The 21622-nt window shown below is 62.9% G+C and carries 19 protein-coding genes; 4 read left to right on the forward strand and 15 right to left on the reverse strand.

The features are described 5' to 3' along the window. Positions 1-108 precede the first annotated feature (108 nt). Positions 109-1272: an RHE_PE00001 family protein gene (locus ACTJKM_RS28990; RefSeq protein WP_113513301.1), complete on the forward strand. Its 1164-nt coding sequence runs from the start codon at positions 109-111 to the stop codon at positions 1270-1272. 138 nt (positions 1273-1410) lie between these two features. Here the strand turns inward: ACTJKM_RS28990 and ACTJKM_RS28995 are convergent, their stop codons facing one another. The 6 genes from ACTJKM_RS28995 to ACTJKM_RS29020 form a co-directional block, all read right to left on the reverse strand. After that, a complete protein-coding gene (locus ACTJKM_RS28995; RefSeq protein WP_058322690.1) occupies positions 1411-1626 on the reverse strand; it encodes a hypothetical protein in 216 nt (71 codons plus the stop codon). Positions 1627-1678: 52 nt separating this feature from the next. Then, the gene (locus ACTJKM_RS29000) at positions 1679-2374 is read right to left on the reverse strand and encodes a helix-turn-helix domain-containing protein (RefSeq protein WP_162764705.1); all 696 of its coding nucleotides are present in this window, start codon (positions 2372-2374) and stop codon (positions 1679-1681) included. Between the two features lie 90 nt (positions 2375-2464). Continuing rightward, positions 2465-2860, reverse strand: coding sequence for a hypothetical protein (locus tag ACTJKM_RS29005; protein ID WP_058322688.1), 396 nt, complete (start codon positions 2858-2860; stop codon positions 2465-2467). Between the two features lie 189 nt (positions 2861-3049). Continuing rightward, positions 3050-4555 carry a tripartite tricarboxylate transporter permease gene (locus ACTJKM_RS29010; protein WP_058322687.1) on the reverse strand — a complete coding sequence of 502 codons (1506 nt, stop codon included), beginning with the start codon at positions 4553-4555 and terminating at the stop codon, positions 3050-3052. A gap of 10 nt (positions 4556-4565) precedes the next feature. Beyond that, the gene (locus ACTJKM_RS29015) at positions 4566-5027 is read right to left on the reverse strand and encodes a tripartite tricarboxylate transporter TctB family protein (protein ID WP_058322686.1); all 462 of its coding nucleotides are present in this window, start codon (positions 5025-5027) and stop codon (positions 4566-4568) included. Between the two features lie 229 nt (positions 5028-5256). Beyond that, positions 5257-6234, reverse strand: a complete 978-nt coding sequence (locus ACTJKM_RS29020) for a tripartite tricarboxylate transporter substrate-binding protein (RefSeq protein ID WP_058322685.1) — start codon at positions 6232-6234, stop codon at positions 5257-5259. A gap of 333 nt (positions 6235-6567) precedes the next feature. On the opposite strand from ACTJKM_RS29020, the gene ACTJKM_RS29025 reads away from it, so the two are divergent. Continuing rightward, entirely contained in the window at positions 6568-8370 is a 1803-nt protein-coding gene (locus ACTJKM_RS29025) for a TPR end-of-group domain-containing protein (RefSeq protein WP_058327609.1), read from the forward strand. A 16-nt stretch (positions 8371-8386) separates the two neighbouring features. On the opposite strand, the gene ACTJKM_RS29030 is transcribed toward ACTJKM_RS29025, so the two are convergent. The 3 genes from ACTJKM_RS29030 to ACTJKM_RS29040 all read right to left on the reverse strand — a co-directional run bounded on the left by ACTJKM_RS29030 (position 8387) and on the right by ACTJKM_RS29040 (position 12632). Continuing rightward, positions 8387-9172: a pseudouridine synthase gene (locus ACTJKM_RS29030; protein ID WP_058322683.1), complete on the reverse strand. Its 786-nt coding sequence runs from the start codon at positions 9170-9172 to the stop codon at positions 8387-8389. Between the two features lie 81 nt (positions 9173-9253). Continuing rightward, complete coding sequence (locus ACTJKM_RS29035) at positions 9254-10816, reverse strand: D-aminopeptidase (protein ID WP_058327608.1); 1563 nt, start codon at positions 10814-10816, stop codon at positions 9254-9256. A gap of 97 nt (positions 10817-10913) precedes the next feature. Next, positions 10914-12632: an ABC transporter ATP-binding protein gene (locus ACTJKM_RS29040; protein ID WP_110880206.1), complete on the reverse strand. Its 1719-nt coding sequence runs from the start codon at positions 12630-12632 to the stop codon at positions 10914-10916. Positions 12633-12964: 332 nt separating this feature from the next. On the opposite strand from ACTJKM_RS29040, the gene ACTJKM_RS29045 reads away from it, so the two are divergent. Beyond that, positions 12965-13264, forward strand: a complete 300-nt coding sequence (locus ACTJKM_RS29045; protein ID WP_058327606.1) for a DUF6074 family protein — start codon at positions 12965-12967, stop codon at positions 13262-13264. A 10-nt stretch (positions 13265-13274) separates the two neighbouring features. Here ACTJKM_RS29045 and ACTJKM_RS29050 read toward each other — a convergent pair whose 3' ends face one another. From ACTJKM_RS29050 to ACTJKM_RS29060, 3 genes are all read right to left on the reverse strand, one after another. After that, complete coding sequence (locus ACTJKM_RS29050) at positions 13275-14495, reverse strand: adenylate/guanylate cyclase domain-containing protein (RefSeq protein ID WP_440661461.1); 1221 nt, start codon at positions 14493-14495, stop codon at positions 13275-13277. A gap of 68 nt (positions 14496-14563) precedes the next feature. Continuing rightward, the gene (locus ACTJKM_RS29055) at positions 14564-16630 is read right to left on the reverse strand and encodes an FAD-binding oxidoreductase (protein WP_058327604.1); all 2067 of its coding nucleotides are present in this window, start codon (positions 16628-16630) and stop codon (positions 14564-14566) included. A 58-nt stretch (positions 16631-16688) separates the two neighbouring features. Then, positions 16689-17300, reverse strand: coding sequence for a glutathione S-transferase family protein (locus ACTJKM_RS29060; protein ID WP_440638751.1), 612 nt, complete (start codon positions 17298-17300; stop codon positions 16689-16691). A 146-nt stretch (positions 17301-17446) separates the two neighbouring features. On the opposite strand from ACTJKM_RS29060, the gene ACTJKM_RS29065 reads away from it, so the two are divergent. Further along, positions 17447-18340: a LysR family transcriptional regulator gene (locus tag ACTJKM_RS29065; RefSeq protein ID WP_058327602.1), complete on the forward strand. Its 894-nt coding sequence runs from the start codon at positions 17447-17449 to the stop codon at positions 18338-18340. A 28-nt stretch (positions 18341-18368) separates the two neighbouring features. On the opposite strand, the gene ACTJKM_RS29070 is transcribed toward ACTJKM_RS29065, so the two are convergent. The 3 genes from ACTJKM_RS29070 to ACTJKM_RS29080 all read right to left on the reverse strand — a co-directional run bounded on the left by ACTJKM_RS29070 (position 18369) and on the right by ACTJKM_RS29080 (position 21501). Continuing rightward, complete coding sequence (locus ACTJKM_RS29070; protein WP_113513289.1) at positions 18369-19172, reverse strand: LytR/AlgR family response regulator transcription factor; 804 nt, start codon at positions 19170-19172, stop codon at positions 18369-18371. Then, the gene (locus ACTJKM_RS29075) at positions 19169-20263 is read right to left on the reverse strand and encodes a sensor histidine kinase (RefSeq protein WP_440661462.1); all 1095 of its coding nucleotides are present in this window, start codon (positions 20261-20263) and stop codon (positions 19169-19171) included. The genes ACTJKM_RS29070 and ACTJKM_RS29075 overlap by 4 nt, the downstream gene beginning before the upstream one ends. 137 nt (positions 20264-20400) lie before the next feature. Next, entirely contained in the window at positions 20401-21501 is a 1101-nt protein-coding gene (locus tag ACTJKM_RS29080) for a sensor histidine kinase (protein ID WP_440661463.1), read from the reverse strand. Between the last annotated feature and the right edge of the window lie 121 nt (positions 21502-21622).

Below are 21622 nucleotides of genomic sequence, written 5' to 3' on the forward strand. Positions count from 1 at the left end.
GGCGCAACGCCGGTGCGCTCTTTCAAATTGCCTTGCGATACAGCGCATCTGTGACGGAAATGAATATCGTGTTACGTTCCATTTCGACACTGGCACCCTTAGTTTGAAATGCGATACCAGATCCCCGATCCCTATCATCCGACACTGCTTCCACTGCTGATTTCGGCAGAAGATGGTTTGGCGCGACTGGACGAGCGAACAAACCGCCATGCGGTCGAAGACGGCTTCCGCGAGCGTGGCCACTTCTTCGACGCTGCGGCTGCCCTATGGGTTGCCGGTGAACTCGTCCATGTCGAGGATCTCGTGTTGCATGATGCCCATATGGATGCCCGTGCCCCGACGCATGAATTGACGATTGCCCATTCGGTAATACGCGCGCGGCGGCGCATCTGGCTGGCCGAACCCGCATGGGCGCTTTCGCCTCAGGGTCTCGCCGCCCTTCGAGGCGAACAGCTTGCACCGGCGAATGCCGGCGGTATGCCTGCGAAGGCCGGGCTGGAGCTGCAATCGAGTGCCACTGGCAATGACCGTCATCTTGAGGCGGACGACGAGGAGGACGGCAATCCGATGGCTGCCGAGTTCGCGGCCATCGATGCGGCGATCGCTCGGTCACAGCAACTGCTGGAAGCGCACGACAAGGATACGCTCGAAGTCGCTGAGCGCGCGGCACGTGTGACCGCACAGGAGCCCATGGGACAGCTGGGCCTGCTCTTTGACGAGGAATGGGACGAAGACGCACGTATCGACGAATGGCGCCAGGTGGTCGCGACAGCGGATCAGTTGCCGGCCAGCCTTGGCGCCGCGCTACTCTTCGATGCCTGGGAGCGGATCGAGCCGCTGCGCCGCCAACACTGGATGGGTTCACTGCTCGTTGGCGCCTATCTGAGATCACGCGGCAAGGTTACCTCGCATCTCCTCTCCTTCAACGCCGGACAAAAGGTCGTCCGTCACGAACGACGGCGCTCGCAAGATCCAGTGACACGATGGAGCGCTTTCTTGGAAGCGATGACGGTGACCGCGGATCTGGGTCTCAAGGAACTCGACCGCCTATCGCTGGCCAAGACCCAGATGGAGATGCGCATCCGCGATCGGCGCTCCAACAGCAGCCTGCCGGCGCTGATCGAGTTGGTGCTGTCGCGACCGATCGTTTCAGCCACGCTCGTCGCGCAGCATGTCGGCGTGACGCCGCGTGGTGCGTTGAACCTCGTGCGGGAACTTGGCATCCGCGAAATGACCGGCCGCGGACGCTACCGCGGCTGGGGTGTGCTTTAGCCCATGCGCTGGGCGCCCAAGGGAGGACCTAGAGCGCGTCGCGATCGTTCAGATTAGCTCCTTGCGCTTTAAGCTTTTGGTATTTCGCATGTCGTTGTCGTAAACCGCCGCGCACTTCTGCGCGACAGGCTTTAGCCATTAGCCCATGGTGATCAGGATCAGGAGCACGAAAACGACTGGCACAAGAACCAACGCCGGGATGATGATCGCCGGGTAGCCGAAGGCGACGATCGCGAGCAGCCAGATCAATGCGCAGTTGATCACAAACAGGACTTTTGCCGTCTGCGATCCCTGCACGGCTTCCCTCAGCATCCAGCCGAACACCGGCACGTTGTAGACAAGTCTGGCAATCATTGTTCTTCCTTTTCTGAGGCAGTCCGGGTGGGGATGGACTGTTCGGAGATCTTCAGTTCTGGGGATGCGCGCTGCGGGCCGCCCGCTTGCGGGTGAGGCCCGCTGCGGCTTCGAGGCGTTCGGGATCGAGCACGCGCATGGTCTTCGGATGGTTGAAATCGATCAGGCCTTCGCGCTTGAAGCGATTGAGACAGCGGCTGACGGTCTCGACGGTAAGGCCGAGCCAGTCGGCAAGATCTGCCCGGGTGAGATGCAGGTGGAAGCTCAGTCGGGCAGGGACGCCGCTGCGATTGAACAGACGCGACAGTTCGACCAAGGCACTTGCCACCTTCTCGCTCGCGGTTTTGCGACCAAGCAGGGTGGCATGCGTCTGCAGCCGATGCAGCGTCGTCTTCAACTCGCTGGCAACAGCCGGATTGGTTGCGTGAAGTTCGGCATCGCCCAGGGATTCGATACGCGCGATGCTCAAGGTTTCCGCCGTGGCGATGTTGCGTCCATCGATTGTGAAACCGAAAAGACGGCCGGGACCGAGCACATCGGTGATTTGCCTGCGGCCGTCGTCAAGCAGTTGAGAGAGGACGATACAACCGTCGAGCACGCGAAAGAGCGAGCGGTTGCGGCCACCTTCAAAAAGCAGTGTGAAGTTTTCACCGACCACACGGCTGCGGGCGGGAAGACGCGGCGGTCTGCCCAAGGACGCAAGGGGAGGGGCCGCGGAGGGCGCGACTGTGGATTGGGTTTCGGGCATGGGATATGTCCGCATTGCGGATACAAGGAGGCACGACGCCTCGCTGCCATCCGACATCGAAGGAGGGCGTTGACAGCTGTCAACGCGGTTTCAAAGCCAGATGATGGTTTGGGGCGGTCCGCGCGGACTGGAGTTCGGCGAATGAACCTGTGTTGGCGGCTGTACGGCGGTCACCGCAGCCGTGGGCGCAAGGCTACCTTGCAAGCGCTCGCCGACGGTGTCATCCGGCGGCGTTAGCAGCGCCCAGAAGAACCGGCAGGCACTGCAGACATGTTTCTGCGCCGGCTTTTCCTTCCCGTCGGCGTCAATGCCGGTTTGACAGAAATCCGGCAGTGATCCGTCGGGAAGCGCGTAGAGCGCGTAATCGGCTGGCGAGATTGGGGCGGCGAAGGCAAGGCCGAGATGGGCGAAACCCAGCAGGAAAAGAGCCACGGCGCACAGGGTGCGCAGGGTCTTGTCCCATCTTGATTTCGTGCGGCGTGTCATTGCTCGGCTTCGTCCTCGTCTCTTTCTTCGATGAGTGAGAGATAGGCGAGCGGCTTGACAAAGCTCAATGTGGCAAACCGCGCAGGGGCAGAATGCCGCAGTCAAGGGAACGCCGCGCGTCCGGTTGGAGGCGCGGCGTCTTAAGATATTGATTTATATAACTATTGTCGAGAAAATGGCTGGCAGTGATCAATCCTCCTCGACAAAGACCTGCTGCCGCTTGGCCTTCACGCTCGGAAGGAATACGACGATGAGCACCAATGCCGCGATCAGAAGCAGGATCGCGCTGATCGGTCGGGTGACGAAGGTCGTCGCATCGCCGCGCGACAGGATCATGGCGCGGCGAAGGTTCTCCTCAAGCAGCGGCCCGAGCACGAAGCCGAGCAGCAGCGGCGCCGGTTCGCAGCGCAGCTTCAACAGCAGGTAACCGACGAGGCCGAAGAAGGCGACGGCATAGAGGTCATAGACGTTCGAGTTGACGCTGTAGACGCCGATCGAGCAGAACGCCATGATGATCGGGAACAGCACGTAATAGGGGATCTTGAGCAGTTTCACCCAGAGCCCGATCAACGGCAGGTTGAGAACCACCAGCATCAGGTTGCCGATCCACATCGAGGCGATGATGCCCCAGAAGAGCGCGGGTTGCTCGGACGCCACGTTCGGACCGGGCACGATCCCCTGGATGATCATCGCTCCGATCATCAGTGCCATGACCGGGTTGGCCGGAATGCCAAGGGTGAGCAGCGGGATGAACGAGGTCTGCGCACCGGCATTGTTGGCGCTTTCCGGACCGGCGACGCCGGCGATGGCGCCATGGCCGAACTCTTCAGGACGGTCCGAGACGCGCTTTTCCACCGTATAGGAGGCGAAAGCAGCAAGGATCGCGCCGCCGCCGGGCAGAATGCCGAGCGCCGAGCCGATGATGGTGCCGCGCACGACCGGTCCGAACATGCGCTTGAAGTCATCCCGCGTCGGCATCAGGTCCGTGACCTTGGCCATAAGCACTTCGCGGGTGCGTTCGCTTTCGAGGTTGCGCAGGATTTCGGCGATGCCGAAGACACCGACGGCGAGCGCGACGAAGTTCAGCCCGTCAGCATACTCCCGGATGCCGAGCGTGAAACGCGGCGTGCCGGAATAGATGTCGGTGCCGACCAACCCAAGCAGCAGGCCCAGCGCCACCATGGCCAGAGCCTTGGTGATCGATCCATGGGCGAGCGCGATGGATGAGACGAGGCCGACGATCATCAGCGAGAAATATTCGGCCGCGCCGAATTTCAGAGCGATCTCGGTCAACGGCGGCGCGAAGACTGCGACGAGGAACGTCGAGACGGTGCCGGCGAAGAATGAGCCGAGCGCTGCAATGGCGAGTGCCGCACCAGCACGGCCTTTGCGGGCCATCTGGTAGCCGTCGATCGCGGTAACCGCCGAGGAGGATTCGCCTGGCATGTTGATCAGGATGGCGGTGGTAGAGCCGCCATATTGGGCGCCGTAGTAGATGCCGGCGAGCATGATCAGCGACGAGACCGGTTCGAGCTGGAAGGTGATCGGCAGCAGCATGGCGATGGTCGCCGTGGCGCCAATGCCCGGAAGCACGCCGATCAAGGTGCCGAGCAAAACGCCGATCAGGCAGAAGAGCAGATTGGCAGGGGAGGCCGCGGTTGCGAAACCGAGCGCAAGATTGCTGAAGAGTTCCATCGCGCGTCTCCTAAAACTGGACCCAGGGGCCGAAGCGCTGGAAGGGCAGGCCGAGGCCATAGCTGAACACCGCGACCGAGAAGGCGGTCAGCGCCAGTGAAAGCGCCAGCGCCATGAGCGGTTTCATCCGGCCCGATGCGAAGCAGGCGATCAGCGCGGTGAAGAACAGCGCCGGCACGAAGCCGAGGCCACGGACTGTCAGGCCGAAGAAGATGGGTGCCGGCAGGATGAAGGCCATGCCGCGCAGCGCGATCGGGCCGATGGGCTCGCCTTGGACGCGGGTGGACTGCACGAGGATCACGATGCCGAGCAGCGTCAGGATGATCGCGAGCACCAGCGGGAAGTAGCCGGGGCCCATCCGAAAGGCGGTGCCAAGCTCGAGATTGAAGGCCTGCCAGGTGAAGAACAGCCCGACCGCTGTCAATATCCCGCCGCAGAGCGCATTGGTGGTGTCGAAGGAGAGTGATTTCATCGTGTCCCCATATGTTCTGGGCGGGGCAGCCGGCCGAGGCTTTCCTGACCGCCTCCCGCATTGGCATTTGCCGGCGTCACGCCGGGTTCGCGCATTGGGCGGCGCACGTTGACAGCTGTCAACAGCGGTTGACGGCATTTGACCCCTCTCCGGGCACCGTCGCAGCTTCCCCAATGTCAGAGGCGCCGCGCTCCGGGGTGAACCGGGACGCGGCGCGACGAGCCATGGATCAGTCGGCGTACTGGCCGGCTGCTTCGATCACCGGCTTCCAGCGGGCGATTTCGCTCTCAAGCTTTGCCTTCAGCGCGGCCGGGGTCGCATCGGCGTCGGAGGAGGGTTCGGTGCCGAGTTCGCCGAAGCGGGCGACGACGTTCGGATCCTTGAGCGCGACCTGCAGCGATTTCGACAGGCGTTCGGTCACTTCGGCGGGCGTGCCCTTCGGGGCGTAGATACCGTGCCAGATGCCGACCTGAAGGTTCGGTAGGCCGCCTTCGGCGGTCGTCGGCAGATCGGGGAAGACCTTGAGGCGTTCCGGTGAGGTGACCGCATAGGCCTTGATCGTGCCGCCCTGGATCTGCTTCGTGGTGTTGGTGGTCTGGTCGCACATGATGTCGACCTGGCCGCCGAGAAGATCGGTCATGGCCGGGCCGGTGCCCTTATAAGGCACGGTCGTCAGCGGTGTCTCGATGGCGCTCATGAACATCATGCCGCAGAGATGCGAGGCGGCGCCGATACCGGCATTGGCGACGGTGACGGTGTCCTTGTTCGCTTTGACGTACTCGACGAGACCCTTGAGGTCGGCGGGCTCCAGATCCTTGCGGGCGACGATGGTCATCGGCACTTCGGTAACGAGGCCGACATATTCGAAGGAGTTCAGCGTATCATAGGCGAGCTTGCGGTAGAGCGTGGCGCTGGTCGCCATGCCGATATGATGCAGAAGCACGGTGTAGCCATCCGGATCGGCCTGGGCGACGCGGCCGGCGCCAAGCGTCCCGCCGGCGCCGCCGACGTTCTCGACGATGATCTGCTGACCGAGATCCTTGGACATGGATTCAGCCACAAGACGCGCGACGGTATCCGTAGGGCCACCGGCCGAGAACGGCACGACCATGGTGATCGAGCGTTCGGGATAGGTTTGTGCATTGGCGGAAACGGCGAAAAGCGACAGGGCGGCAACAGCGCCGAGCAGGGCATTCAAGGTTTTCATCTCTTCCTCCCGGATGAAATATCGGCCAGCCGGCAAGGTTTCCTCCCGCGCCGGTTCTGGGTACCCCCATTTGCAAACGCAATCGTAGAGCAGACAACGGCTTAGCGGGGTGACGGCGCGTATTTGTCGGGCGCGGGCGCTGATTTGGGTGGATTTGGAAACATGCGGCCAATCGTGTGGGTGGATTTCCACCCATCAAGGGCGGCGTGGTACCGCGCCCTTGAGTTCAGGGGCGATCAGGTGTCTTCGCTTGTTTCTTATGCCTGGGTGTGTTGGACTGACCTCGGGGAGGCTAAAGCTTCACGGTGAGCGCTCGCCCATGGGAATGGTTGGATGCGCAAACTGGCCGCTGTTCTCTGTATCGATATCGCCGGCTATAGCAAGCTGATGGGACGCGACGAGGCCGGTACGCTTGCCCGCGTCAAGGGGGCCTTTGCGGCATTCGATCCGACGCTGGTGCGGCACCATGGCCGGATCGTCAAGCTGATGGGTGACGGCGCCCTGATCGAGTTTGCGAGTGCGGTCGATGCGACCCTATGCGCAATGGCGCTTCAGAGCGTGGCCGCGGCAACCGACCCTTCACTCCGCTTTCGCATGGGGCTCAACCTGGGTGATGTGATCGCCGAAGATGGTGATCTCTATGGGGAAGGGGTCAACATCGCCGCACGGCTGCAAGCTCTCGCCGAGCCCGGTGGGATCATCCTCTCCGAAGCTGTCCGCGAGCACGTCGCCGGAAAGCTGAGCCTTGCCCTGGAAGACCTCGGGCCGATGTCGCTCAAGAACATCGAGCGCGCCGTCCGCGCCTTCGCCATCCACCCTGGCGGGCCGCCAGAGACCGGTGGCAAGCGCGAACGGATCGGCATCTGTGTCCTGCCCTTCACCAATATGAGCGGCGATCCGGAGCAGGACTATTTCAGTGCCGGCGTTACCGAGGACATCATCATCGACCTCAGCAAACTCTCGTCGCTCTCGGTCATCTCGCGGGCGACCTCCTTCGGGATGAAACCACAGAGCGCGCGGGTCGTCGCACAACAACTGAACGTCGCCTACATCCTCGAAGGCAGCGTGCGCAAGGCCGGTGACCGAATGCGACTGGCGGCGCAGTTGATCGATGGCGCAAACGAGGCGACCGTCTGGGCCGAGCGCTTCGACCGAGAGATCAAGGACGTGTTGCGGCTGCAGTCAGACCTGGCAAGTGCCGTCGTCGAGGCGCTCCGGCTTCAGCTCCTACCTGCGGAGCGCCAGGCATTGGAGCGCAAAGCGCCGACCGATCCGGAAGCCTACAAGCTGTTTCTCCTGGCGCGTGAATACAACATCACCGGGTCCGAGCGACATCTGCCGCTGATCATCCGGCTCTGCCGTCGCGTGACCGAGCTGGAGCCCGGCAATGCACGGGCTTGGGCCCTTCTTGGCGAAACGCTCAACCGGCTGCGGCGCAGCGTCGGAGGTGCGGAAACAGGCGAGCTGGAAATCGACCGCGCCCTCGAACTCGATTCCGGTCTCGCCAGCGCCCATGCCGCAAAGGCGCTGCTATTTCTATATCGAGGACAGTTCGAGGAGGCGGAGGGGCAATGTGCTATTGCCCTGCAGCTCGAGCCTGACGACTACGCCACCAATCTCGCTGCCGGTCGAACCTTCATCATGCAGCGTCGCTATGACGACGCCATACGCCACTTTGAGCGGGCCGCGGCGCTGGCCCCCACGGACTACAACGCCGCCGCCATGGCTATCCAATGTTACCAGGGCAAGGGCGACGCGCAGGCGGCACTTGAGGCCTGTCGCCGTGCCTTGGCCCGGATCGAGCGCATCGTCGCTGCTGAGCCGGATCACAGCGGTGCGATCGGGCATGGCGCCGGCATCCTCGCCCTCCTTGGCGATCGCGAGAGGGCCAACGAATGGGCATCGCGCGCCAGTCTGCTTGAGCCCGACAATATCCAGCTGCAGGCAAATCTGGTTTGTGCCTGGGCGATCAGTGGTGACGCCGAAGCGGCCCTGGACGCGCTTGAGCGTATCACGCCGAAGATGAGCCCCGAATTGTTGGTATGGATGGAAAACGACAACGATCTGGACAGCCTGCGTTCACTGCCGCGTTTTGGGGAGATAATGCGTGTGGCAAGGGCCCGTTTTGGAAACTGAGATCCGTCGTCTGCCGTCAAAGACCCGTGCGTCGCCTCAGATAGGCGATTTCCTCAGGGGCCAGGCTGCGGCTCGTCCCCTTCGGCAAATCGCCAAGAGCGATCGTCCCGATTGAAACCCGCAGCAGGCGCAACACCTCGAAGCCGAGCGCATCGAGCATGCGGCGGATCTGGCGGTTGCGCCCCTCTTCCAGCTCGACTTCGATCCACGTGTTCTTGTCGCCGCCCCTGAGGTGGACGGCCCGCGCTGCGTGCAAGGTTTCGCCGCCTTCCTCGATGCCGGCAACCATCTGCTTGAGTTGGTCGTCACCGATCTGCCCGGCGACCTGCACGTGGTAGACCTTGCCGAGATGGGTTTCAGGATCAAGCAGGCGCTGGGCGAGTACCGTGTCGTTGGTGAAGAGCAGAAGTCCTTCGCTCGCCTTGTCGAGGCGACCGACCGGGGACAGGAAAGAGGTGTCTATATCCCTCAGGCAATCGAACACGGTCGGCCGGCCTTCCGGGTCGTGGCGGGTCGTGACCAGTCCACGCGGTTTGTTCAGCATCAGATAGATCTTCTCTTCGGCAAGCACCGGCTTGCCGTCGACCGTGATGCGATCCTTGTCGACGGCGACCCAGTGTGAAAGGTCCGTGATCTTGCGTCCGCCGACGCTGACGCGCCCTTCGAGCACGAGCTTTTCGGCCTGCGTGCGCGAACAATAGCCGAGCTTGGAAAGTGCGCGGGCAACCGTCACGCGCTTGCCGGAATCGGCCCCGGCGTGGCGTCCGGTTTCTCGAGCGGCTGTCGGTCGCTTCTGCTTCACGCTGTGATCTTCCGGTTCCTGGTCGTGTGCGGCCCGCGGCCGTACCCCTGCTTAAAATATCCGGTCGCTTCGACCGCGGCGTCAGCCGATCTTCGTGTAGTCGATCCGTCGGGCGAGCCAGCAGCCGATGGTGAGGCCGGCCACGTTGCCTTGCTGGTCGCGTCGGACAAGCACGGTCCAGTCTCCCGGTGCCGGTGCATCCATCGAGCGCTTGCAGCGAAGAAGCCAGACGTCTTCGGCCAGCGGTCGCATGGCGTGCATCGCGCCGGTCCCGAGCGAACCGTCGAAGCCACCGTAGAAGACACCATTGGTGGAAGCGATGTCGAGATGGGCGTCGAGTTCAACTGAGTGATAGCGACCGGCGATATCGGGAAGTGCCGTGCCGGAAACGCGGTCAGCGCTCACCGTCAGATTTTCGCGAGGCCGCTCCATGCGAAGCGAGGCGCCTTGCGCTGTCAGGGTCACTGCGGCCGAACGGGCGCTGCCGTCGGCGCTGACGGAAAGCGACTCGGGAGAGGTAGCAAACTGCAGTTCGACGCGGGACGATCCGCTGGGCCTGGTGACAAGGGCGAGGCCCGTTTCGGCATCCAGATAGTTGCCGGTGCCCTTGGCGTCCCAGCTTCCGGATGTGGTCTCGTTATCCTCGTGGCCGAGGGCGATCTTCATCAGCGCGACCGCCGCCGCATGGGCATCGCCTTCGTGATTGAACATCACCACGACAGAGAGGCGCTCGGCCGGCGCGTAGAGCCTGCGGCAGCGAAAACCGCGAAGCGCACCGCCATGGCCGCTGATGACGGCATCGCCGATCGTCTCGTGTGCGAGGCCGAAGCCGTAGGGTGCCGGGCGGCCATCGGCATAGGTCTGCGGTGCAGAAAGGCGCCGGTAGAGCCCGTCCGCATCGTCACGCGTCCCGTCGATAAAACACTCCCAGGCAAGCATATCGTCGAGCGAGGCGGAAACACCGGCGTCACCGGCCCAGTAGATGCGGTTCAGCGCCTCGAAATAGCCTGTTGTCTCGTTGCCCTCGTAACCGACGACGCCGTCCGGCGGCAGGCTCGTATCCGGTGTCAGGGCGGCGGTCTGCATGGCCGCGGGGCCAAAGACGGAGCGCTGATAGAGTTCCGCCATCGAGCGGCCGGTATGCTCCTCGATGAGATCGGCGAGAATGCGGAAATTGCCATTGGAATAGGAATAGCGGGTGCCGGGCTCGAAGTGTGTCGAGCGCGCCTTGGAGAGCAGCGGGCGTGCATCCTCGCGGCGGAAGACGCCGTCGTGGCTGGCGCCCTGCAGCACCGTCAATGCCCAGTAGTCGCGAAGTCCGGACTGGTTGTGACAGAGATGGGCAGCGGTCGGGCGCTTGCCTTCGAGCAAGGGGAGATAGGCGTCGAGCGCCCGATCGAGCTTCTCGGGATCGCCGACCCTATCCAGCAGAACGGCGCAGGTCAGATGCTTGGTGATCGAGCAGATCGGTATCCGCGTCGCCATCGTCATCGGCGTGCGGGCCGTCAGGCCGGCATAGCCCCAGGCGTGGCGAAAGAGGACCTTGCCATTTCTGACCACACCGGCGACGCCGCCCGGTCCGGGGTAGTGCTGCGGCAAGGCTGCGAGGGCACGTTCAAGGACGGAAAGATCAGGAGTGTTCATGGCGCTGAAGGTCTATGGGACGGAGGGTAGGGGACGTTGTGTTCCGTTCGTATCGCCCCCGCCTTCCGCATGCAATGCCTGCAGCTCCGCGGCTTTGTCAGCCGGCGCCTGCCTGGGCGTGATAGAGGCGGCTATAGGCGCCCTTGGCGGCGAGCAGCGTTTCATGCGGCCCCTGTTCGCGAATGCCGCTGCCGTCGACGACGACGATGCGGTCCGCATCGCGGATCGTTGCCAGCCGATGCGCGATGATCAGCGTCGTCCTGCCCTTGGAAAGTTCGGCCAGCGACTGCTGGATCGCCCTTTCCGTTTCGGTGTCGAGCGCTGAGGTCGCCTCGTCGAGGATGAGGATCGCCGGGTTCTTCAGGAACATGCGGGCAATCGCCAGCCTCTGCTTCTGCCCGCCGGAAAGCTTGACGCCGCGCTCGCCGATTACCGTGTCCATGCCGTCCGGCAATGCCTGGATCATGCCGTCGAGCTTGGCGCGCCGCGCGGCATCCAGGATGTCCGCTTCACTCGCGCCAAGCCGCCCATAGGCGATGTTGTCGCGGATGCTGCCGGCAAAGAGGAAGACATCCTGCTGCACGATGCCGATCTGGCCGCGCAGCGACGAGAGCGTGATGTCACGGATGTCGATACCGTCGACGGTGATCGAACCCTCGCTGACCTCGTAGAAGCGCGGCAGCAGCGAGCAGATCGTCGTCTTGCCGGCGCCCGAGGGGCCGACGAAGGCGATCGTCTCGCCGGCATGGATCGTCAGGTCGATGTTCTGGATGATCGGCTTCTCGGCGCTATAGCCGAACGAGACGCCGCGATAGGTGATGTCGCCCTTGAGGCCGGAGACGTCGGCAGCACCCGGCCGGTCCTCGATATCGGGTTCGGTTTCCATGAGTTCGAGGAAGCGTTTGAAGCCGGCAATGCCCTTGGGGTAGGTCTCGATGACCGAATTGATCTTCTCGACCGGGCGGAAGAACACGCCGACCAGCAGCAGGAAGCTGACGAAGCCGCCATTCGTCAGTTCGCCCGTTAGCACGAAGTAGCAGCCGGTGATCATGACGATCAGCTGCGTCAGCCGCATGCTCATGTAGCTGAGCGACGTGCTCGCGGCCATGATGCGATAGGCTTCGAGCTTGGTGCGGCGATAGTTCTGGTTGTCGGTCTCGAACAGGCTGCGCTCATGGGCTTCGTTGGCGAAGGCCTGCACCACCCGCATGCCGCCGACATTCTCCTCGATGCGGGCGTTGAAGTCGCCGACACGGCCATAGAGGCTGCGGAAGTTTCGGGTCATCCGCCCACCATAGCGGCTGGTGACCCAGGCGGTCATCGGCACCACGGCGGCCGTGATCAGCGCCAGCTGCCAATGCACCATCAGCATCAGCAACAGAGCGCCGATGAAGGTCATGATCGCTATGAACAGGTCCTCCGGCCCGTGGTGGGCGACTTCGCCGATTTCCTCGAGGTCCTTCGTCAGGCGTCCGACCAAATGGCCGGTCTTCTGGTTGTCGAAGAACGAGAAGGAGAGCTTCTGCAGATGGTCGAAGGCCATCCGCCGCATGTCCGTCTCGATGTTGATGCCGAGCATGTGACCCCAATAGGTAACTGTCGCCATCAGGCCGGTGTTGAGCAGATAGACCAGCAGAAGGCCGGCCGAGGACAGGAGGATCAGCGTCCATTGCTGGCTCGGCAAAAGCTGGTCGACGAACAGCTTCACCGCGATCGGGAAACCGAGTTCGAGCAGGCCGGACAATACGGCGCAGGAGAAGTCGAGAATGAACAGGCCGCGATAGGGGCGGTAAAACGCGAAGAAACGCTTCAACATGCAGGTGCACTCACTGGGGGCGGCGACCGAGGGTCAGCAGAAATATGATTTCCAATGTCATGTTTTGTGCCGGAAACCAACCCAGAAAAGCCGAAAACCGTGTCGTGTGTTTGACGGGGTCGACATCTTCCGTCTTGCAGAGGATCAATCCGCACTTGGCGGCGTCGGCGGGAAGGAAACGTTAACCATAAGCTTCGTAGAACAGGAATCACCAGAGTGCTTCGCCTTCGATTGGGGACATCGGAGGCATCTGAGGTGCTCGATATCGACAAGCGTAGGGCGTCTTCAAGCGTTCGCGTCAACGCACGAAGTTCCAGGGGGCGAATGAGACGATGGCAGGCAATCAATCAGTGAAAGCCACGGAATCCGACGTAGGTACGATCGTTCCGTTTCCAGTGACGAGGAGATTGACCGCCATCCGCACCGCTGCCGCCGAGCTCGAAGACCTGCATGGCGCCGAAGCGCTGCAATTCTGGCGCCGCCGGTGCCGCGCCCTTGCCGACGAACTTTTTGCCTGCGGCTGCTCGGAAGACGAAGTGCGCCGGCAGGTGATGGACTTCCAGGGTGAGGTTCAGGCCGAACTGCAGCACCGCCACCTCTCGCGCGTCTCTCAGGGCGCGATGAGCCAGTAACGGCGCCTTTTCAATTCACCGGCAGCTCCGGATCCCAGGTGAACAGTTCCTTTGCCCGGGCGATGCCGCGCAGCGCGAAACGACCCAGCGACACCGCATGAACCTGATGTTCCGGCGGGCAGGCCTCGACGAAATCAGAGGACATGATCATGTGCCGCTCCACCGAACGGCACATCGACGAAATGCGGCTCACTTCGTTGACGGCGGGGCCGACGACGGTGAAATCAAGCCGCGTCTGGCTGCCGATATTGCCGTAGAAGACCTCGCCGATATGGAGGCCGAGATAGACGTCGGTCGTCGGCTTGCCCTCCTCTTGCCGGCGTGCGTTGAGCTCGGCCAGCATGCGGCGCAGCTGCCGTTCCGCCGCAATCGCGTTGGCGCAGGCGATTGCCGGATCGTCGGCGTTGAATATCGCAAGCACGCCGTCGCCGATGAGCTTCAGCACGCTGCCGCCGTGGTCGTGAACGGCGGTGATTACCGTGCCCGAATAGTCGTTGAGGAGCGGGATGATCTCGTCGGGGGCGGCGGTGTCCGAGATGCGCGTGTAGCCGCGCAGATCCGAGAACCACATGACCGTTTCGATACGTTCCGCCGAGCCGCGGGCAATGCTGCCCTTGACGACGCGCTGACCGGCGTCGGCGCCGAGATAGACGTCTGCGAGCGTGCTGATGATGCGCACGCATGAGCCGGCCTTCACGGCCAGCGCAAGGGTCGGCAGCAGGATTCTCAGTGCGGCGACATCATCGTCACTGAACCCGCTGTCGCGTCGCGTCGTCCAATAGGAATAGAAACAGTCCATCTCGCCGACACGGCCCTGGTCGGTGAAATGGTGAATCATGCTGATGCAGTCGGTGTGACCTTCATCTTTCAGCTTGTCGATTATGTTGTAGGTGGTGCCTTCATCGGCTGAGAGCCGGATGCGGCGCTCTGCCGCTCGGTCGCGAAGCATGTGGGAGAAGATCGAGTTCTGCCAGTTCAGCAGTGCTTCGCCTGTGGTCGTCGAGCCGTACTGGATGACTTCGGGCGTGACCTCGCTCTCGTCGTTCCACTGGAAGGCGCGGCCCTCAAATTCCGGATGCAATGTGTCGATCAGCCCAAGCGCGCGGGCCAGATCCAGGCCGGCTGCGCGGCATTGCTCGCAGAAGCCGGCAAACAACTCCGGCTCTTCCAGGCCTTTCAGGCCCTGGTCGGAAAGCCAGAGCACGATATCGCGTATCTGTTGGTCGTTCATGGCGCATCCCGCTCGGTCGACGTCGACTGCCTGATGATGTGGTGCATCATCAATAGCCGAACCAGAGCTCAGAGCGAAAGATGCAGTTTGCGTTCCTCACCTTCCGCCGGAACGGCGCAGCAGATCAGCGCCTCGCCCTCTGCCACCGGGAAGGAGGGCAGCGACGGGTAGGTCACCTTCCCCTCGAGCACCGGCGTTCTGCAGGAGCCGCAACTGCCGTTGCGGCAACCGAACTCGGGCGTCAGCCCGCGCGCTTCGGCGAGATCGAGCAGGTTGCCGTCGCCCGGCTGCCAACTGGTCTCCTTGGCGGATTTCGCGAAGACGACGTGTACGGGAGCGCTGGCGGGCGGTGGCATGATCGGCCCAGCACCGCCATCCGGCCGCCGGGTCAGCGACGAGAGCCCGAAGGCTTCCGCATGGATGCGGGCATCGGCCACATTAAGCCCGCGCAATCCGTCATACAGCGACTGCGTGAAAGCCGCCGGGCCGCAGAGATAGAAGTCGTAGTCGTCGAAGGGCAGCGTGGACTTGAGGTGGCTGATATCGATCCGGCCGCCGACGTCATAGTCCTGCCCTTCGGTCGCGGTCTCCGGCTGGCTGAGCGCACGTATGAGGCGGATGTTGCCCTGGCCTTCCTCGACCAGAGCGGCAATCTCCCGCTCGAAGGCGCGTTCGTTTCGGGACCGAGCGGCCTGGAAAAGCCAGGTTGGGCGCGTGCGGCGCTTGCGGCGCCCCTCGTGGACGATGTGCTGCAACATGGCGACCATCGGCGTGATGCCGACGCCGGCGCCGATCAGCACGGCCGGTCGCCGCTCGGTGCCATCGATCGTGAAGCTGCCGGCCGGCGCGCGCGCCTCGATCCGGTCGCCGGTTTTCAGCCCGTGCAGGTATTGCGAGACGGTGCCGTCATTCTTGACACTGATGCGATAGAGGGCGTCGGTCGGGGCGGAAGAGAGCGTGTAGCTTCTGACAAGTGCCTTGCCGTCCGCGTCTATCCTCACCCGAATCGGCAGGTGCTGGCCGGCCTGGTGAGCCATGAGGCCGATGCCGTCGTCCGGCGCGAGGTAAAGCGAGCGGATGGTCGTGCTTTCCTCTTCGACGCGGGCGACCCGAAACGCTCGCCACGCCTCGGCGACGGCCGCAGCCTGCAGCCGCACCTTTGCCTGATCCCAATCGCCCGTTGTCAGCAGGCTGGGCGACCACCCACCATCCTCGAAAGCCCAGCGAAGCGGCAGGCCGTCCTCGCGATAGACGACCTTCTCGGGGCGGAAGCGCCATAGCCGCTCGGCGCCTTGAAAGGCTGCGACTTCCGGCGACGACAGTACGACCTCGGCGCTGCCGGTCAGCTGCAGCATGTCGCCGGTCGCAAAGTCGACGAACAGCAGGCCGGCGCGCGGATTGACCATGAAGTTGCCGAGCGTATTGAAGAACAGATTGCCGGAGAAGTCGGGGATGGTCAGAACGTCATCTTCGCCGAGCTCAACGAAGCCGGCCTTTCCGCCGCGATGGGAGACATCGACCTGCCGTTCGCCGGTATCGCGGTCGACATAGGAGGCGACGAAGAAGGTGTCAGCGTTGGCGATGATCGCCCGGGCGCGATCGTCGAGGGCCGCGTAACGGATCGGCCGTTGCGATGCCGGTTCGTATGGATCGCGGGAAAAGGAGAACTGCCGGAGCTGGATATATTGCGGGCAGTTGCCGAAGCTCTGGCGCACGCGAATGGTGAAACTGACGTCGCCGTCGCGCAGGATCGCGCCGTTGAGCCGGTTCCGGCGCCGGGTTTCGAGCTGGATACCAAGCATGCCGATCGAGTGTGCGTCGCCCATGCCGGCATCCGCCGGATCATCTGGATCACGGGGCAGCCGTATGTCGAGGTTCCAGGCGTCGGGCGCCTGCATGAAGCCGGGGGCCGCGGCGCGCATCGTCGCCCAGACGTCACCCTGCGCATCGACCGCGCCGAAGACGGCGAAGGGCAGCATCGGGAAGAACTGCTGGTGCTGCTCGGGCATGAAGCTGCGGACGAAATTACGCCCGGTCGCATCCATGCGCTCGACGACGCCGAGGCTGCGCTGGATGGCGAGTTCGCCTTCGTGCCAGGGAGAGTCCGGCCGCTTCTGTTGTGCATTGTCCGGCATGATCTGAAACCTCGTTGGGGTGAGGCCCGGGGCAGTGTGACCGCCCCGGGCCAGTTCGTCAGGCGGCGAGGCCGACGGCCGTCTTTTCAAAGCCGACGAAGCCGGGCAGACGCTCGATGCGGGCAAGCCAGGCCCGGACTTGCGGGTAGTCGGAAAGGTCCACATTACCCTCGGGTGCGGCGGAAACGTAGCTGTAGAGGGAAACGTCGGCGATGGTCGGCCGGGCGCCGATCAGGAAGTCGCGGCTGCTCAGTTCCGCATCGATCTGCGCCAGCACGCGATGGGCCCGGGCGACAGCCTCTTCCGCCCGCAGATTGGCGCCGAACACGGTGACGAGCCGGGCAGCCGCCGGACCGAAGGCGATGTCGCCGGCAGCAACCGAAAGCCACTTCTGCACCCTGGCGGCCAAAGCCGGATCTTCCGGCAGCCAATCGATGCGGCCGAGCTTCTTGGCGAGATAGACGAGGATGGCGTTGGAGTCGGCAACGACAGTGCCGTCGTCATCGAGGACCGGAACCTGGCCGAACGGGTTGAGCTTCAGGAACTCCGGCTCCTTGTGCGCCCGGGCCTTGAGATCGACGTCGACCAGTTCGTGCGGTACGCCGAGCAGCGACAGGAAGAGCTGAGCCCGGTGCGAGTGGCCGGACAGCGGATGGCGATAGAGTTTCATGGGAGATGTCCCTCGAAGAGCATGAGAACCGTCGCGGCCCTCCGACGGTTCGGGATGAACCGCCTTCGAAGTCAATCTATGACTTTCCATTTTTTGGCAGTAGACTGCGGGAACGATAGACTGATTCCCGTTTTTTGGAAGGAAAGATGGATCGCCTCGACGCCATGGGGGTTCTGCTCGCCGTCATCGACAGCGGCAGCCTGTCGGCTGCCTCACGGCAGCTCAAGATGCCGCTTGCCACAGTCAGCCGAAAGGTCTCGGAGCTTGAGGCGCATCTGGGCGCCCAGCTCATCACTCGCACGAACCGCAAGATCCTCTTGACCGAAACCGGCCGCTCCTATGTCGAGGCCGCCAAGGAGATCCTGGCGCGGGTCGAAGAGGCGGAAAGGGTGGCCGCCGGCGAATACAGCGCGGTCAAGGGCGACCTGACGATCTCTGCCCCGATCGTCTTCGGTCGCCTGCACGTTCTTCCCGTCGTCGTGGACTTCCTGAAGGCTCATCCTGAGATCGATATGCGGCTGGCGCTGGGTGACCGGTTTGCCAATCTCGTTGACGACCATATCGACTTGGCACTTCGGATCGGCAACCTTCCCGATAGCAACCTGGTGGCGACCAGGCTCGGCTCAGTCCGCCGCGTGGTCTATGCAAGCCCCGGCTATGTCGCGCAGCACGGCGCCCCCGGGCATCCGAACGAACTCGCCGAGCACGACTGCATCACCTTCGAAAACGTCACGGCCGCCCATGTCTGGCGCTTCCTCGACGATGGACGCGAACTGGCCGCGCCGATCCGGTCGCGGTTGATCGTCAACACGGCGGAATCGGCCGTCGATGCCGCCATCTCCGGCCTTGGCCTGACGCGGGTGCTTTCCTATCAGGTAGCGAGTCCCGTCTCGGAAGGGTTGCTCGTTCCGTTGCTGGAGGCGTTCGAACACCCGCCGCTTCCGGTCCAGCTGGTCTATCTCCCGCAGGGCCTCGTGCCGATGAAGCTCAGGGCCTTCGTGGATTTTGCGGTGCCGCGGCTGCGCGGCGTCTTGCGCTAAAGCCGATCCATCGCCCCGGTTTCGGCCCTCAGTCCGCTTGAGGGCGCTCGCCCGTGGTCGGCCGGATATGGCGCGCATAGGTTCGCCCGACGCGAATTTCGCTGCCGTCGGAGAGAAGGGCGATGAGGGCTGCGAAGGGGGCCTGCTTCAGCCCCACGATACAGTCGCGGCGCACGATCGAGCTGCGGTGAAGCCGCAGAAACTCTGCCGGGTCGAGCCGGCGTTCAAGCGAAGCCAGGCTTTCGTGATGCAGATAGGACCGGCCTTCGATGTGGATGCGGACATAATCGCGCTCCGCCTGGAAACGCACGACCCGGTCGAGCGCGATCCGAACGAATTCTCCGCGGGATTTGATCCAGAGATCGGCCGACTGGGTTTCGTGTTTGCGCAGCGCCTGCCGCAGTGCCCGCACGGTTTCGCTGAGTTCCACCACACGTTCGGTGCTCGTTCGTGCCGCGATCGCCACGCGTGCCCGCTCGATTGCGGTGCGCAGGCGGTTCGCCTCGATCGGCTTGGTGACATAGTCGACGGCAGCCGCCTCGAAGGCGCGAAGCGCATAGTGATCGAAGGCGGTCACGAAGACGACCGCGGGCGCGTTGCTGCCCACGTGCTCCAGGATGTCGAAGCCGGTGCCGCCAGGCATCTGAATATCGAGCAGGATCACGTCCGGCTGCAGCTCGGCGATGAGACTGCAGGCCTGCTGGACATTGCCGGCCGTCCCCAAGACCTCGACCCCTGGCATCGCGCCGAGCAGGCGCAGCAAGCGGCGTCTGGCGAGCGGTTCATCGTCGATGATGAGGATCGAAAGGGAGACTGTCTGGATTTGGTTCATGCAAGCCTCAGGGGCATTGTAATTGCGGCTCTGAAACGCCTGGGCGTCACGAGCCCGGATACACAGGCCCCGACCCCCGGAAACCGCGCCTGGACGCGATCCGCGACGTTCTTGAGGCCGATCCCAGTGCCGGAGGACTGGCGCCGCCCACTATCGGTGTCCGCGGCGATATCGTTCTCGACGGCAATCTCAAGCGACTGACCGACCTTGGCGGCGCTGATGACGATCTCGACCTGTTCAGGTGAGCGGCCAACGCCGTGTTTGACCGCGTTCTCGATCAGGGGCTGCAGGATCAGGCTTGGCACCAGTGCCTCTTCCAGGCCGCTGGCAATGTCCATCCTGAGTTTCATCCGGTCGGAATAGCGCTCGCCTTCGATGTGAAGGTAGCCGGCTTGCAAGTCCAGTTCATCCGCAAGCCGCACGTCGTGCAAAGGATCGAGCTCCAGAGTCGTACGCAGAAAGTTGGAAAGCGACATCACCATGCGGGTCGCTGCAACGGTCTGCCCTTCCTCGATCAGCCCGGTGATGGAGTTCAGCGTATTGAACAGGAAATGCGGATTGACCTGGTATCGCAGCGCGCGCATTTGCGCGGCCAATGCTTCCTCGCGCGAGATCGCCAGTCGCCGTTCGCGCTCACGCAGCTCGAAGCTGTAGAGCAGCGCGACGAAGAAGAACGACCACCCGACGAAGGTGGCCATGCTGTAGACGAGCGTGTAACCGGTATTCGTCCAGTCGACCGTGATCGGGTCGGGACGCACGAATAAAACATAGAGCAGGAAGTCGATGCCGGTATTGGCAAAGGCGGCTATGAGAGAGGTCGAGAATCCAACGACGATCTTGGTGGCGATGTGCCGGTGCCTGACGCGAAACATCGTCGCCGCGATACCGTAGGAAAGAACCATGCCACAGGACATCAGCAGCAATTTGCCGGGGGCAGACACGATCGGATCGATCCCGAGTATACCCCACAGGATACTGCTGATGAGGAATTCCACGAACCAGTAGAGAAAACCGAGCCAGAGCGTCGCGCGTCGCATGCTGGCGATATAGGCGCTTTCGTCCCCCGATTTGGCTTCATCCTCTGGTTTCATTCCATTTTTATGGTTCAAGCGGGCGCCGATGTCGATTGCCGTTCGTCGGCGATTTCAAGCGGTTTGCAGAAAGCCGCGGCGCTTCCGGCGGGATTCTGTGCCGTTTGGCTTTGCCGGCTTGCCGTTTCCAAGGTGGCTTAGGGGCCAGCTATCCGCAGGGGCATGGTGATGGATGCGCGAAAACGTTGCGGCGCCACGAGCCCGGATATGAAAGCGCCCATCTCCGGGAACCGTGCATTGATGCGGTCGGCAACGTTCTTGAGCCCCGTACCGGTGCCGGTTGGTTTTTTGGCGCTCAGCGGCGGCCCCGCCGTCAGGTCGTTTTCGACCGAAAGCTCGAGGGTTTCGCCACGTCGCGTGGCCGTGATGAGGATCTCGACCGCGCCGACCGAGCAGCCGACACCATGTTTCACGGCGTTCTCGATCAGGGGCTGAAGTATGAGGCTCGGCACGAGCGCCTGCTCAAGCCCGGGTGCGATGTCGAGTTTGACCCGCATACGGTCGGAGAAGCGCTCGCCCTCTATGTTCAGATAGCCGAGCTGCAGCGCCAGTTCATCGGCCAGACATACGTCCTGCATCGGGTCGAGTTCGAGCGTGGTGCGCAGGAAAGAAGAAAGCGAAAGCACCATACGACCGGCCACTGTCGAAGCCCCCTCTTCGATCAGACCGGCAATCGAATTCAAGGTGTTGAACAGGAAATGCGGATTGACCTGGTAGCGCAACGCTCGCATCTGCGCCGCCAGTGCCTCCTCCCGCGTCACGGCGAGGCGGCGCTCGCGCTCGCGCAACTCGAAATTGGCGAGAAGCGCGATGTAGAGAAACGCCCATCCGTGGAAGAGCGCCATACAGTAGATGATGGTGTAGCCAACATTGGTCCAGTTGATGTCGCCCGGGTCGCCATGTTCGATCAGGCCGTGGCAGAGGAAGTCGACGCCGGCATTGATGGCCGCCGCCACGAGCGACAGGGCAGAGCCGAGCAGAAGCTTGAAGAGAATGGACCTCTCTCTAAAGTGAAAGAGGATCGCCGCCATTGCATAGGACATCAGCGTCCCGTTCAACATCAGGATCAGGGTGATTGGCGCGATCTTGATCGGGTCGTATCCGAGGATCGCCCACAACGCGCTGCTGATGACGAACTGCATGAATTGGTACAGGAAGCCGAAGGAGAGCGTTGCCCGGCGAACGCCCGCGACATACTCTGCTTCATCCGCCGAAATCGTGCTATTTGTTCGCGCCATGCAAGGCTTTATCCGCGAAGTCGGCACGCTTGTCGATTGACGTTCGTCGGCGAAATCAAGCGGTTTGCAGAAAGCCACAGCCCTTCAGCGCTGCAATTTGCCGTTTGCAGAAAGCCGAATT

Source organism: Ensifer sp. 22460 (assembly GCF_052044935.1).
GTDB lineage: Bacteria > Pseudomonadota > Alphaproteobacteria > Rhizobiales > Rhizobiaceae > Ensifer.

What these genes read in the sequence shown, in the direction of transcription:
- ACTJKM_RS28990 (WP_113513301.1), top strand. Translation starts at nt 109, where the DNA reads ATGCGATACCAGATCCCCGATCCCTATCATCCGACACTGCTTCCACTG.
- ACTJKM_RS28995 (WP_058322690.1), bottom strand. Translation starts at nt 1,626, where the DNA reads ATGATTGCCAGACTTGTCTACAACGTGCCGGTGTTCGGCTGGATGCTG.
- ACTJKM_RS29000 (WP_162764705.1), bottom strand. Translation starts at nt 2,374, where the DNA reads ATGCCCGAAACCCAATCCACAGTCGCGCCCTCCGCGGCCCCTCCCCTT.
- ACTJKM_RS29005 (WP_058322688.1), bottom strand. Translation starts at nt 2,860, where the DNA reads ATGACACGCCGCACGAAATCAAGATGGGACAAGACCCTGCGCACCCTG.
- ACTJKM_RS29010 (WP_058322687.1), bottom strand. Translation starts at nt 4,555, where the DNA reads ATGGAACTCTTCAGCAATCTTGCGCTCGGTTTCGCAACCGCGGCCTCC.
- ACTJKM_RS29015 (WP_058322686.1), bottom strand. Translation starts at nt 5,027, where the DNA reads ATGAAATCACTCTCCTTCGACACCACCAATGCGCTCTGCGGCGGGATA.
- ACTJKM_RS29020 (WP_058322685.1), bottom strand. Translation starts at nt 6,234, where the DNA reads ATGAAAACCTTGAATGCCCTGCTCGGCGCTGTTGCCGCCCTGTCGCTT.
- ACTJKM_RS29025 (WP_058327609.1), top strand. Translation starts at nt 6,568, where the DNA reads ATGCGCAAACTGGCCGCTGTTCTCTGTATCGATATCGCCGGCTATAGC.
- ACTJKM_RS29035 (WP_058327608.1), bottom strand. Translation starts at nt 10,816, where the DNA reads ATGAACACTCCTGATCTTTCCGTCCTTGAACGTGCCCTCGCAGCCTTG.
- ACTJKM_RS29040 (WP_110880206.1), bottom strand. Translation starts at nt 12,632, where the DNA reads ATGTTGAAGCGTTTCTTCGCGTTTTACCGCCCCTATCGCGGCCTGTTC.
- ACTJKM_RS29045 (WP_058327606.1), top strand. Translation starts at nt 12,965, where the DNA reads ATGGCAGGCAATCAATCAGTGAAAGCCACGGAATCCGACGTAGGTACG.
- ACTJKM_RS29050 (WP_440661461.1), bottom strand. Translation starts at nt 14,495, where the DNA reads ATGAACGACCAACAGATACGCGATATCGTGCTCTGGCTTTCCGACCAG.
- ACTJKM_RS29055 (WP_058327604.1), bottom strand. Translation starts at nt 16,630, where the DNA reads ATGCCGGACAATGCACAACAGAAGCGGCCGGACTCTCCCTGGCACGAA.
- ACTJKM_RS29060 (WP_440638751.1), bottom strand. Translation starts at nt 17,300, where the DNA reads ATGAAACTCTATCGCCATCCGCTGTCCGGCCACTCGCACCGGGCTCAG.
- ACTJKM_RS29065 (WP_058327602.1), top strand. Translation starts at nt 17,447, where the DNA reads ATGGATCGCCTCGACGCCATGGGGGTTCTGCTCGCCGTCATCGACAGC.
- ACTJKM_RS29070 (WP_113513289.1), bottom strand. Translation starts at nt 19,172, where the DNA reads ATGAACCAAATCCAGACAGTCTCCCTTTCGATCCTCATCATCGACGAT.
- ACTJKM_RS29075 (WP_440661462.1), bottom strand. Translation starts at nt 20,263, where the DNA reads ATGAAACCAGAGGATGAAGCCAAATCGGGGGACGAAAGCGCCTATATC.
- ACTJKM_RS29080 (WP_440661463.1), bottom strand. Translation starts at nt 21,501, where the DNA reads ATGGCGCGAACAAATAGCACGATTTCGGCGGATGAAGCAGAGTATGTC.